Raw genomic sequence first — 13,851 nt, 5'->3', positions numbered from 1 at the left:
ATAATGGTAAAATCTCTATTGATTGCGACCAAGCATTAAAGGAGAATACCATGAAAACGTTAGATGTTAAAACTTTGCACCATGCAATTGATCAAACACTGACACAGTTAAAACAACAATCACTACATATCAAATCCCTTGAAAGCCAAATCAATCGAATCATTTCATTGGATGGCGCACTAAAGGGGGAAGCTGGAGAAGCGATTCGAGCGTTTTACTCAGAGTGCCATATCCCTTTCTTGCAATTCTTTCAAGTCACGATTGGAGAATACACCTCCGTACTCCAAAAGGTACAGAATGCACTTCACGCATTTAAATCAAATGAAAATGGCTTTATCTCACAAGCATTTCTCGAGCATGAGCTTGATCAAGGTTTAAAAAATGCCGAAACAGCTGTATCTGATATCATGTCAGATGTGAGCAGTGCCATCGGCAAAGTCAGCCATATTATTCATTTACCAATTGTGGACGAGTCTGCTTTTCAAGTCAGTTACCAAAAAGCCTGGATGAACATCTCAAAAACCATCGGTACGCTCCATGCCTTTGACAGAGAACAAGCCAGTGCTTTGAATGAAACCAAGAACTCCATACAAACAATGAAAGAATACATAGACACTCTAGGCACAATGTTCACTGGTGCAAAAATCGGGATCACCACCTATCAAAAAGGGTCCATTCTCAAAGATAAGGAAGACAAAAAGATCAGCAGTAACCTAAACGAATTGAATAAAAAAATAGACAGTCCCGATGGAAATCCAATGACGATCATGCTTAATAAGCTCAATGATAAAGAGCGATCGAAGGTACAAAAATAGGTGAGCACAAAGAAAGAGTAGACTTTGGCCAAGTGATTGGAAAATACTATGATAAAGATACCGGTAAGTATGTAGAGACTACTAGAGGCTTAATACATTACAGCAAAAACGGCGCTCATATAGTACCATCAGAGCCTTTAAAACCATAAATTAAGGAGAATTCGAATGGGATATGATCCATTAATTTCAGCATTACGAAAATATAAACATAACGATTTGATAATAGAATGGAAAAACGGTTTAAAAGTTATTGGGGAATCTGACACGCTTTATGAAACAGATAACGGATTGGAAGATGACGATGTCAATTATACAGAATATGACGCAGTCGCATTTCAAGTTAATAACATCTTATCGCCCCCCGCTAATAACGACTGTGATATATACGATTGGTTAAAGCAAGAAAAAAGTCCCTTAATTGAAATTTCACTTTATAAAGATACACCAAATGCAGTGTATTTAGCAGACGGTCAAAAATTATGGGAATTGGACAGTGATGATTAACAAAGGAAAGCCCTCTCTAAATTAGAGAGGCTTTTCATTTGTTTCTGTTTTAAATATATTTAGTCGCTACTTTCAAAAATAACTCTATTTTTCAATTTATACATTTTTGATTTTGATCCATTTACGTTCATAGTCATTGAAGCAACTGAACAAAAATCAACCACCCATTTGATAGGTTCTTTGATACAAAGACAGGGAACGGAAACACTTGAAAATAAATCAGCTACCAATCCGCTCCCAAAACCTTAATTTGAAGCGATAAACAACCTTATGTTCCAAGAAACAAAAAAAGTCTGAAATCCTTTCATATCAAGGATTTCAGACTTTTAATTTAGTACGTCCCAGGAGAGATTCGAACTCCCGACCGACGGCTTAGAAGACCGTTGCTCTATCCTGCTGAGCTACTTTATATATCGCTATTCGTTCACGTTCATGTATAACGGTCACTTTTCGAACTTAGACCGATTGACTTAATTCCTATTATATTTGCTTACACTTTATAATTCAAGCATTCATATGGTAGAAAACAACCCTATTGAAAAGGTAAAGGTATTTATTTAAAGGAGTGGTTTCATGAGAGATAACAAAGAATGTTGTCCATATTGCAATGCTGATTTGCAAGGAGAACCTATTCCTAAAGAATCGCAGAAAGTATATGGTTATGCCCATTTCACACGAAAAATTGGTATCAGTAGTATCAAAGATGATCGGATTATTAAATGGAAATGTCCTGACTTGTAACAAAGAATGGGATAGAGATTGATTATTTGTCCAACAAAATCATAAATCAGATAAGGCTGGTTTTGATAATAAATAAAATCGATATTTCATTAAGATAATGAAGTATATGAATTTTGGATGTGGAGATGCACTAGCCTCCCTCATTCCCCGCCCAACACCCCCATGAAAATGTGATAATGTAGGGGGGCATAGCTGGTTGCACACACAATGTTTTAATCTTTTTTGATATATTTATCATCATGCCTTTAATATCCAAATCAAATAAAAAGAGAGTCCTTAGTTAGTAAGTCACTTTAACTTGCTTCATATTCTTTAACCATACGGTAAAATGTAGCCTTAGTCATATTCGATTTTTTCATTGCTTCAACTGCCGTGATACTTCCAGCTTTCCATTGCTTATAAGCCTCTTCAAATTCAGATGTAATAGAAGTTTTGGGTCTACCAAGGTGTTTACCCTGTGCTTTTCTGAAGCTATACCTTCAGCTTGGCGAATCTTAATCTTAGTTCTTTCTTCTTCAGCAACCCATGATAAAACTTGTAATACTAAATCAGCTACAAAAGAACCGATTTTGTCATTGTATTTACGTGTATCTAATAATGGCATATCAATTACAACAATATGTGCTTTGATGTTTTGTGTTATATCTTTCCACTCGTTTAGAATCATATCTTTGTTACGACCAAGTCTATCTAAGGAATGAATGTATAATGTATCTCCTTTACGCAAACGCATCTTTAAAGCTTGGTATTGAGGTCTGTTGAAGTCCTTACCGCTTTGCTTATCAATGTGAATATCTCGCTCATCAATTCCAAGAGCATACATACTTTCAAGTTGTCGTGCCTCATTTTGGTCTTTACTGCTTACTCGCACATATCCGAATTCTTTATTATCTATGATATACTCCACCTTATTATCTGATACCCTTATCTTACTGAGTATGTATCAAAAGGGTAATGATAATTATGATACGTATCATAATTGGATTTTATACCATATGAGACTATTAGAACCCTTATTCGACCGTTTCACAAAATGCGTTGCAGAAAGTGTACCTTTTGATACGTGTAGCTTATCGGATACAACTGACAAGAACAGCTATCTCTCCTTAAAGTACACTCAATGGGTTAAGACACCTCTTATCGAGGAAGTTATCGAAACGTATTAGTAAATCATTGGTTGACTCATCAATTTACCGTACTAAAATCCATCAATTATTTATGTCGTGTCGAATATTTACCGAGTGCTTGTTTGTGGATGAGGTTGGTTTCGTTTATCCACTAGAGTCTTATATTATGCCCTCAGATTCAGTTCTAAGACGCTTTTAAACGTCACCACTAGTATTAATGAGCGTCATCGGGCTGTATGTAAGAATATACATCATGGTAGCGTTTAGCGTGTTGTTGTAAGTTAGATCTATTGTGGAAGAATGTACTTAAGCTAATGGGGCGGGTTAGGTGGAAAATGAAATTACAAATTACCTATGTCGCTAAGACGTAGCGCAGGCACATTGTTGGGTTATTTTGTTTTCTTCTTTTAAATTGATAGTTGGATGCTACGATGTCATAAAAACTAAAGGTTCTTGTTCAACTAACGAGCGATTTTACTTCAGTTACAGCTGCCATTTTTCGGCGGCTTTTTATTATGGAATAACGGGGCAGTTACTTCAATATGAAAACCAATATGTTTCAGGCACAGAGTGGAATAATATGTTAATATGAAGAATAGACTATACGCTTAATAGAAAGGGTCACACATAGGAGAGTGAGAGTGAGTTGGAGATACAAGAAGCAGTTGAATTGTTTAGAGAGAACACCGATGAAAAGAACAGGACATGGGGACAAGATAGACCTAAAATCAACCGATTTATAGCCTTTGTTGGAGGGAATACAGATGCACAGGAAGCCATAAGTGAAAGTAATCTTGTAGGTTTTTTTGAAACACTGGATAGAAATCTAAGTGGATATTATTTTACCTTGAAAAAGTTCTATACATTTGTTCAAGGAAAAGTCTTAAGTTTGCCGATAAGCGAAAGAAAGGTGTTTCCGCTCGAAGTACCAAAGGATATGAACTTAGAAGGAAACAGTAGGAAACCAAAAGCCAACTACCTTCCGAAGGGATTTGACTTCTATCAACTGTTTAATGAGGATTTCTACGTGCATCTACATAACGAAACCGCTAGCCGAACCATTATGGCATGCATGGCAGTGGGGTTGGGAGCGGGCTACAATACACAGGACATTATAGACATGACCCTTGGGGACATTCAAGTGAATGGTGATACCATTCGAGTGAAGAATGTTTATGAGACCGAGAGCGTTCCGTGGATAGTGCTGACAGGGGAACTGGCGAAATTTATTAAGGGATACTATGACCTACGAATGAAGCATGCTAATTCATCATCTGAAGCTACAACTCAACTATTCTTTGAGAAGTATTGGAATGGCAGGGAGTTAGAAGTTGAGCCTGACATAGCGGGTGTAAAGTCGAATGGTGTAGTAGATAAGCCCTCCAAAATCATTGCCCTTATGACTTATATGCTAAGGTACATCTCTTTTAAAGTGGATATCGATCCACACTTATATCCTACTCACCTATATATAAATACGATACTTCATCAACTGATACAAACGGATGGTAAGGCATTAGAATCTATCATTCGAACTTTTGGGTGGGAGCGGACATTTGTGCGAGAGTCCTTCTACCAGTACGTTAAGTATCAGGAACTAAAAGAGTCCATAGGGTTCAATCCATTCGACTCGGATTCTCCTAGTGACTTCAATGCCGACCAAGATACGGAAAGCGAGGAACAAAGTGATTTTTTTCCCAAATCTTCATCGGATGACGACACTGAAACTGATGAAGATATTCTAATCATTGAGTTTTTAAAAAGAAGAAAGCGGGATACGAAGAGGGTAAGGGATTTAAAGAGGCGATATAGGAATTGCTGTCAAATCTGTGGGGAAGCACTAGTGGACATAAATGGCGTCGGATATTCCGAGGTGAATCATATTCAACCTCTGTCTAAACATAAGGGAGTGGATAGAGAGGTTAATATGATTGTACTTTGTCCGAACCATCACACGTTAATGGACATGGGAATTATTACGATAGACCCAAGGGACAGAGTGACTATCTTGCATGTGGATGAGAATAACTCTCTTCACCTAGCAAAATTGGTTATGGTAAATCATTTACTGTCTGAGAAGTGTGTCCAATATCACCATGATATTATCTTTAATTCTATGAAAGAAAAGATAAATAGAAGGTTGCAAGAAAAGACAATCAAGTCAATCTATGGGAGCATTAACTTTTGAAATACAACATATTGGTACGAAGTAGACGTATACTCGCTCTTTCATGATTTTAAGATATGTACATAGGTATTATATTTCCTTATCCGAATAACGGAAAGGTTAGTTGAAGAAAGATTCGTTATTCGGTCTGTTGAATTGTTAAAGATAACCTATCGAGGTGTTGAAATCACAGTTGTGTATGCATGTTGGACATTACTGCTGTTTGAAAGATTTTTCAGTTGTGAAAGGATGGTAGCCCTATGTTCATTCACTTCGATTTACAACCAGTAGGATAATCAAGTCTATCGAGCAAGCTAAGAAGAAATAAAAAAGGCTGGGGAGGAATTATCATGGCAAAAAAATTAAGCATCTACGATCAATTTGAAATAAGAGGCTATTGGTGGTTGCCCTCTAATCCTGAACATGTAATAGCTGGGATTTTAAACTTTGGCTTGGACGGGATAGATTTGAAGTTGTTTGGCACATTAACTAAGGGTTTCCCCTTTGAAGAGAAAACAGATAAATTTGATTTTATCCTTGGGCAGACTGAGGAAGGAAATATCACGCTTCATAACGGTTTTCAGACAAAAATGAAAATGTCTGGAATTACGTCCACCCAGCTAACCTTTAACCAGTTGCTGATTGGAAAACACTTTACCAATAAGAAGGAAATGCTGTTTCACTCTGCCTCCATTAATTATTCTTATCTGGAAGAATGGATGGGACATCATCCATTTTCAGAAGATTATATGGAGAAAGAAGGGATACTTACTAAGGCTGATATGACCTACACCTTTCCTCCTGTATTTGAAGCCATGGTAGACTCCATTGGTGCAACCATCAAGGCAGGTTATCATTTCAACACTAGCAGTGAGAAGTATAAAAAAAAGACATACGAACATACAAGTTCACTGGATATCATGCCTAATGAGGGACGGGGATTAGATTGGTACTTAGAAATTACAGGTGAACTACAGAACATGTTGACCCTGTTGATGAACCGCCCTGTTTATCCGAAACGCATTACTGCAAAGGGAGATCTAATCAATGGCAAAAGAGGATTAAGGGAAAAAATTGAAATTTTTATTCTTCCTATGCGTGAATTCCAGGAAAAGAAAATTCGTGCCACCGATCGTTATATCACTTACCACCTGATTAAAGATAACATTGCTGATGTACTCTCTAACTGGTTCTTGGACGAGGAGATGAAATCATCCCGAAGAATTTTCCTTCGTAATTTGTATAATGTAGGATCGGACTGGGAAAACGAATTTTTAGACTACGCCAAATCGATAGAGAGCTTTCACAGGGACACCTCTGGCGATGCAGGAAAGTTTATAACAGATGAAACGTACGAGCCGATTAAACAGCAGATGATTGAGGCAATTCCTAAAAACACGGATCAAAACTTAAAACAGAAACTTATTAGCACTCTAAAATATGCACATCACTTTGGCTTTCAGCGAAGAGTCAGGGAAACACTACTTAAGCTTGATTTGGATCTGCAAAATGTAATGTTTGAGGACACAAAGAAATTAAAAGCATTTGCAGGGGACATAACCAATACAAGAGATTATTATACTCACATCGGTGACGTACCAGAGTACTATTTTAAAGAGTGGGAGTTATATTTTGCCAACAAGCGTATGCACACAGTCCTCTTTTATCATTTATGCAAACGTCTCGGCATTGGCGATGATATCCTCCGATCTGTTATTCTTCAGAACGACTGGGTGGTCCAATGGCTAGAGAATGCCAAACAGGAACTGCAGAACTAATATATGACAAAGAGTCTACGTTTGGGTCAACGCAGGCTCTTTGTCTTGATTAGAATATTGAATCACAATCATAGCAAACTTCTTGTTAGAACTAGTATCCTTTTGCTTTGGGAATAAGGGGATTGTTTATTCTTCATAAAATCACAGTTTTATTAGTATAATCTATCTTGAATTCACACCCCGCACTCCAAAAATCCACCCAATACCATTTAGACCACTCCTCAGACACATTTTAGGAATGTTTAGTTTTGTATCATTCCACCGACTCATTAGCTATCTCAAAAGTAAAAGCCACCAATAAATCGGTGGCTCATTTTCACATTATTAACTATTTTAATCATGCAATTGTAATCATCTAATAGATTACCTACTCATAGCCCACTTTACAACAGCTACTTCTAAAACATCCAATCTAGGTAAAATTGAGCGATACCAATGACTTGCTTCATCTCCAGGTAGACACTTAGCAGCAGCTAAAAATGCCCTCCTTTGCCAATTAGGCAATTGCATTATACTTCTCTTCCTTGTCTTAAACCACGATTGTTGATTTGCTCGACCAAGCGCCAGTATTATTTTCCTTCTTGAAGTATCATCAAAATATTCATTGTAAAATGTTGCCAGTTTATCGATATTCCAACCTTGCCCATTGCTAAAAGTTTGAAATAACCACATTCTATGATACTCTAAATGACCAACAATTGAATCATCAAGTATGCTAATTAGCTTTTCACTTACTGACTCCTTTTGCGACTCATTTAAGTCTAATTCATTTAGATAAACAAAGATATGCTTAAAGGAAGTATATAATTTATCAATATTCTCTAGAACTAAATCTAACGCTTCTGTATTTTGCAATTGAGCCATCCTTCTCAAAACAAACCCAACTATTTTGGAATCGGCACTTTCCGAGTCAATTTGTTCTTGAAGAATCGCCAATAGGTTTAAACTATCGATTTCTTCTTGCATATTTTCTGGCAGTATACTGTAGTCGATATCTCCGTAGGGGTTTTCTATCCCCATCACTTGAAGTATTTCTAGAAACTTATCAGATAATCTGTCAATTTCTACTGACTCTCTAGATTTTAAGTATTCACTTCTGAATTCATCTACAGGCACTATTCTAGTCTTGTGCTGTTGTAAAGTTAAACCATGATTTTCAAACAACATTTCCGCTAAAAGTGCTAACTGTTGATAAGCCTCTTTTTCACTAGAGCAAAATATTCTAAAATCATCAACATATCTACAAAAATCAACCCCCTCACTTAGTAATCCTTCATCTATATCATTAAGTGTAAGTTCGGCTAATAATCTTGATGAGTCCTGCCCAACAGGTATTCCGTAAGAAATGCTATAATTCCAATTGTTTAATAAACGTTTAATTGCAATGGCGTGATTAGTTTTAGTAGTACAAGAACTTAAAGCATTTTCCAATGGGTGCAAGTATAACCTAGGAAAAAAATCTGCTATATCTGCTACTACAACATATTTAATGTTTTCATCACCTATTAACTCATCAACTTTCTCCTCGCAATAATTCAAGAAACTTCCATAATGAATTTCAGAATCAAACATTTTTCCTTCATCATCTGGGTTAAATCTATAAGAAAAACTTACGTTCCTATCTACAGGAATTCTCTTTGATTCAATATCATGTCCAATCTCGTAAACTAAAGCTAGATACACCAAAGTATCCAATGGGTCTAACTGGGTTGATTGCCGAAAACCATATTGATGTTTTGGTGTAAGACTCCTTCTATAGTCCCTTACTTTCCACTGTAATATATCTTGATTTCTTAAGTACTCTTTAAGAGTTGTACCGTTAGGTAATTCTCTTGTCCTAATATCCCATAAATGCCTAATGGCTTCATATTCAAAAGGAAGTGGGAATATATCGGTATCACCATAATTCTCTATATGTTTCAATGCCCAGTCTAATGACTCTGTACTTAGCTTTAACAAATTATCTCCACCCAAAAAAGTAATAGTATAAATTTCGACAAAGTAAGTATAATATCCTCTTTAATTTTTAATACAATATACTTTTGTAGACAAAATAAAAGACGAGTTTCATTAAGTATTACTGTACAAAGTAAAAAGAGTATGACTAACATACCCTTCGATTATTAGCTTGTTTTCACACTAGCCAATAACATTCTCATATTCTCTTCTTCTTCTGCTTTCTTTTTTGCCTTATCATATTCATCTCGGCTTTTAAAGCCCTCAATTTGCCAAATTGTCCTATATGGGGAAATTTCAACTTGATTCTGTCGCTGCTCTTTAGACTTTGCTTTCTGTTCTTTAACCAATTCGGTTTGAAATTTTCTTTCGTCCCTTTGATTGTATACTTCTCTTCCTTCTTGCTTCTCTTTCTTCTTCTTTTCCCTCCAAGCCTCTTTATAGTCAACTGGTGAAACTACACTATCACCCCTATCCAACCGCTCTGATAGCTCCTTAGAGCGTTTAATACGATATTCAGCTTCTTTAATAACATCACCATCTGCTAACCGTTTTAACATAAAGCCAGTTGGATTTTTTAATCCTATTTTTCTATCCATCACAATATGAAGAGATTTAACTATCACTTGAACTCCATGTTTTTCCTGATATTTTTGAAGATTAGATAATACTTGGTCATTAAATTCACCATCATACTTTTCGAAGGTATCTCTTATTTGTATATCTAACTCAAGAAGCAGCTCAGGCTTTTTCATTGTAGCTTTAAATTTTTTAACATCTTGAACTGTATTCGTTTTAACACTTTGAGTATTGCCCTTTTTAATACTTATCTTTTTTGTGTTATTTGATATACACTCAGCAATAGCGTCATCAACATCCTGAGAATGCTGTGGTCTACTATAGATCTTCTTAACTTTCTCTTTTTCCATAATCAATATGTTACTGTACAGGAAGCCTTGTTCTTCCAAAGTCTTTGTATAGTTTTTTACAGATCTGTCTGAAACACCCGTCTCTTCAGAAATTGTTGCTATGTTTGGAAAACTTATCTTTCTATACCCGTTACCCTGATTAACAAATTTCATAATATATAGGAACTGTTTGAACATAGCAGCTTTCGTACCCTTCATCTTTATACTCATAAACCTCAATATTTCATCCGTGAAAACTTGGATAAACTGATCTTTAACTGATTCGGTTTCATTCACTCTAATGTAAAGCATATCAGAAGATTTGACTTTATTAATCTCAACATAGTTTTTAAAATCAATTGCATCATACACTGTAATAAGTTGTTGTTCTATTAAGTTAGTTAATGATTGTTCAATCTTACATACTAGTGACCTTCCTAAGTTCGTATATTCCATCAGTTGCTTTACTGATATTGAAATAAACCCTGCCTTATTCTCAAAAGTTTTTATAACTCCATAAAGATATAAATCCATCGAATCTCTTTTATATGCTTCTTTGTCAAATTTTACAAACGTTCCTTGGTTATCTTGTTCAAACATAAAGTATTTTTCCTCTTTTCGTGAATTTAAATAGTAGCGTCACTCCAAATCGTTAATCATAGAAAATCCAAGCAACCAGAACAGCAAATAAGCGAAGCGACCAAAAAGCGAAGCGCCTCTTCTTATTATTTGTTTCTGTCTTATTTATTGTTTCTCTGTTATTAGTAGGCAAGTAGTGAGCGAATTTTTCACCTTTCATTCCTCAGCCTTAGGAATATTTTGTTCTATTTTTGCTGATCTTTTCCCTACAGTCAGGAACAAATTTGCTAATTTCTCTACTCATCTTTCATACAATATACATTGAATAACTTCGATTATTAATTGGAATCAGCTCTAATTTCATTATACAAATCGAGAAATCGAGAAATTAGATCTTGAACCGTCATAAAAAAGCTTACGTTTCTCATGATTAAATTTAAAACTCCATGTCAAGAACTTTTTTCGGAAAAAGATGATTTTTTTATACTTAATAGAATTGGCTTCGAGGAAACGCATTGTTTTATTGGGGAATATACATATAGACTTAATGAGGAATTCCGTGGTGCATTGGATACACCTTGAAAATATTGGTGAGGGTAAACTGTATTCATGGAGTAGCAGAAAAGTATATGCGTCTCGGATCGAACATTCTTACACTATGTTGGTGTGGATTAGGGCGCTGGTTGAAGTCTTACTTCCTACACTTAACTCTACTAATGGTATTTTTTCACAATCATTGATATAATAATACAACATTGGTTTATTATTCTATTCCCCTAGTTTTTTCTTCTTTTATCCGTAACATAGATTCGTAGAGAAAGACAAAGATGGAAAGGTGAAGATAAATGACAGGACAAAGCTTATATGCATATACAGATGAGTCAGGGAATTCAGGATTAAACTTATTTGATAAAGGGCAACCCTTTTTTTGGACAGGTACTATCATATCTCCTAATAATCTAGATATAGAAGCAAAGGAATTAGTTAATTTCTGTAAAGAAAAGCTAGGGGTTGAAGAACTCCACGCTAACGCTCTTGGTTTTGGAAAGATCGAAGAAGTTGCAAAAGCCATTACAGAATTTATTATGTCTTCTAAGATTCGCTTTATTTTCACACGCATAGAAAAGGGGCATGTAGCACCAATGAAATTTGTAAATACCATCCTGGACAGCGGAGTAAATAACGCTGTTTCCCCCATGCATTATGGACAGCGGTCACTAAGGCTTACAATGGCTTTGGAATTGTCTAAACACATAAGTCCAGAAAACAGCAAAAAGTTTTGGACTATCTATGGTTCAGGTGATATCAAAGTATTTAAAGAAATTCTATCTAATGTACTGTGGAATATTGAAATGAAAACAACTGATTGGAGATTAAAGGAACTACTTTTAGATGCTATCAGTTGGGCTAAGAATAATCCCGAAAAGTTTCTTGAGGATAAAAAAAGCAATTTAGATTCTCCCAATATTATGGCATTTACTCAAATCCTAAACAGTATGCACAGCATCTATAAAGCAACTAATGCGCAAATTAAGACTTTTATCCATGATGAACAAAACCAATTCGCTAGATATTTTGAGGAAGCCTTTAGTTATTTCAGACGATTCTCCCCTTCAGTTGATCAATTTGCATGGATGACAGATATTAATGAAGTAGAGACGTTTTTAGAAGATGAAATTATCTTTCAAACATCCGACTCATCTAACGGACTACAGCTTGTTGATATCGCCCTTTGGCTGATGAAACAAAGAATTGACAAACCCGATAAAGAAATATTTGGAGAATGCAAAAATTTGACTAACGCTATAATTTTAAATGGTGATATCACTCAATTCAGCAGAGGACAGCTAATCTCTGATGTCTTTGAGACAATGCAAACAATCGCAAGAATTCCTCTTTCTTCAACAGATATACAAAGAGGGAGCGCTAATGTAGAGTATATTGAAGACATTAGAAAAAGTCGTTCTTTACTAAAAAGTTCTGAATCTTAATTCACCTCTTTTGAAGTCTTATAAGGTGAGCAAGTAGCTTTTTTGAAATGTATGCAAAATAAGAATTTTATATTTTATGTTTTGCCTGTCACATTTATGGAGAGTTTTATTACAAAACAACAAATAGAGGGAGAGAATCACTCAAAATTCAGAGTGGTTCTCTCCTTGTTCTGTCTCACCTTTAAATTGGAGAACTGCTTATAGATAAGTGCGTAAATTATTTGCTACTTCATCAACATCGAAATGCAAATACTTAGTTGTGACCGATATATCACTATGTCCCAGCGCTTTGGAGATTACAGCAACATTTGCTCCTTTGTCTAACAGAGACTTAGCAAACCCCCTTCTTAGTGCATGAGGGTTAATGTTTTTCAATCCGTACATACTAGCATATTTGTTTAGCCGCTTCTGAATGTTGTTATGCGTTGGAGATGTTGAGATAATATCACCGTACTTAGTAATAAACAACAGGCTGTTGCTCTTGCCATACCCTCTTCTAATGACTGCATTTTGCTTTATTAGTACTTGTAACAACTTTTTTAGCAGTTCATCAAAAGGCAATTTAATTTGTTGGTGATTTTTCATGACGCTGCCTTCTAAATTCAACACTTTGTTATCAAAGTCGATATGTCGTTCCTCAAGCTGAACCAATGTATTTATTCGGATACCTGTTTTAAACATTACTAGGACGGCTGTAGCGTCCCTTAGCTGGACGAAATTGCTTAGGTCTAATAAAGAGAGCAGAACATTAACATCATGCTCTGTAGCACCTTCTTTAACCTTTTGGTCTACCTTAATGTTTATGGTCTTCCAAAACTTCATCTCAATCCATCGATTGTCAAAACACCTGGAGAGAAAAGCTTTTAGGCATTTAAGACGTGTTAATTTGGTTTGATTGCTTACCTCCATACTATCCAACCATTGATAAATGCTGTTAGCTGTAATATTTCCAACATATTTTACATTAGTTACACTTTGAAAATGCTCTACATGCAGAACATAATCGCTTATGGTACGGCTTCTATTGCCACTTACCTTCATTTGCCTCGTAATAACATCTAGAGCCTTTGAAATCAAAATTGTATCACTATGATGCCCAGAACATTCCATTATTGGTTTAGATTTTGAATGGGTTAAAGTAGAAACAGGAAAATCTTCCAATAAACTTCTCACATCAACTTTTACATCAAATAAACCTTTTCTTTTGGTCATACAAAAAAACCTCCTATATCGTTAGTAAGTCGATATACGGTGTAATTTCTTAAATGACCGTTATACTGACCGT

General features: G+C 35.6%; 9 protein-coding genes and 2 pseudogenes. 7 read left to right on the top strand and 4 right to left on the bottom strand.

What is annotated here, in order from left to right; translation table 11 throughout:
* Positions 1-50: 50 nt before the first annotated feature.
* From ACTJKA_RS09850 to ACTJKA_RS09835, 4 genes and pseudogenes are all read left to right on the top strand, one after another.
* Positions 51-809 (top strand): annotated as a pseudogene (locus ACTJKA_RS09850) (ribonuclease YeeF family protein); the annotation flags it as partial.
* A 38-nt stretch (positions 810-847) separates the two neighbouring features.
* A complete protein-coding gene (locus tag ACTJKA_RS09845) occupies positions 848-964 on the top strand; it encodes a polymorphic toxin type 50 domain-containing protein (RefSeq protein WP_339327807.1) in 117 nt (38 codons plus the stop codon).
* A gap of 16 nt (positions 965-980) precedes the next feature.
* On the top strand, positions 981-1,319 hold the full coding sequence (locus ACTJKA_RS09840) for a hypothetical protein (protein ID WP_017367747.1): 339 nt from the start codon (positions 981-983) through the stop codon (positions 1,317-1,319).
* A gap of 573 nt (positions 1,320-1,892) precedes the next feature.
* Positions 1,893-2,060 carry a hypothetical protein gene (locus tag ACTJKA_RS09835; protein WP_230677061.1) on the top strand — a complete coding sequence of 56 codons (168 nt, stop codon included), beginning with the start codon at positions 1,893-1,895 and terminating at the stop codon, positions 2,058-2,060.
* A 293-nt stretch (positions 2,061-2,353) separates the two neighbouring features.
* Here the strand turns inward: ACTJKA_RS09835 and ACTJKA_RS09830 are convergent.
* Positions 2,354-2,955: pseudogene (locus tag ACTJKA_RS09830) on the bottom strand (recombinase family protein).
* Between the two features lie 878 nt (positions 2,956-3,833).
* On the opposite strand from ACTJKA_RS09830, the gene ACTJKA_RS09825 reads away from it, so the two are divergent.
* Positions 3,834-5,375, top strand: a complete 1,542-nt coding sequence (locus tag ACTJKA_RS09825) for an HNH endonuclease (RefSeq protein ID WP_053070151.1) — start codon at positions 3,834-3,836, stop codon at positions 5,373-5,375.
* 329 nt (positions 5,376-5,704) lie between these two features.
* Positions 5,705-7,132, top strand: coding sequence for a HEPN domain-containing protein (locus tag ACTJKA_RS09820; RefSeq protein WP_048003345.1), 1,428 nt, complete (start codon positions 5,705-5,707; stop codon positions 7,130-7,132).
* 363 nt (positions 7,133-7,495) lie between these two features.
* On the opposite strand, the gene ACTJKA_RS09815 is transcribed toward ACTJKA_RS09820, so the two are convergent.
* Together ACTJKA_RS09815 and ACTJKA_RS09810 are read right to left on the bottom strand one after the other, a co-directional pair.
* Positions 7,496-9,091, bottom strand: a complete 1,596-nt coding sequence (locus ACTJKA_RS09815; protein WP_048003344.1) for an RNA-directed DNA polymerase — start codon at positions 9,089-9,091, stop codon at positions 7,496-7,498.
* A 164-nt stretch (positions 9,092-9,255) separates the two neighbouring features.
* On the bottom strand, positions 9,256-10,596 hold the full coding sequence (locus ACTJKA_RS09810) for a helix-turn-helix domain-containing protein (protein ID WP_048003343.1): 1,341 nt from the start codon (positions 10,594-10,596) through the stop codon (positions 9,256-9,258).
* An 824-nt stretch (positions 10,597-11,420) separates the two neighbouring features.
* Here ACTJKA_RS09810 and ACTJKA_RS09805 point away from each other — a divergent pair.
* Positions 11,421-12,566, top strand: coding sequence for a DUF3800 domain-containing protein (locus ACTJKA_RS09805; RefSeq protein WP_440607742.1), 1,146 nt, complete (start codon positions 11,421-11,423; stop codon positions 12,564-12,566).
* 198 nt (positions 12,567-12,764) lie between these two features.
* Here ACTJKA_RS09805 and ACTJKA_RS09800 read toward each other — a convergent pair whose 3' ends face one another.
* Positions 12,765-13,778, bottom strand: coding sequence for a tyrosine-type recombinase/integrase (locus tag ACTJKA_RS09800; RefSeq protein ID WP_440607741.1), 1,014 nt, complete (start codon positions 13,776-13,778; stop codon positions 12,765-12,767).
* Positions 13,779-13,851 lie beyond the last annotated feature (73 nt).

This window comes from Bacillus sp. 22190 (genome assembly GCF_052045575.1).
In the GTDB taxonomy this organism is placed as follows: Bacteria; Bacillota; Bacilli; order Bacillales; family Bacillaceae; genus Bacillus; species Bacillus altitudinis.
The sequence above is the reverse complement of the archived record's forward strand: the minus strand, read 5'-3'. Positions and strand labels throughout refer to the sequence as shown.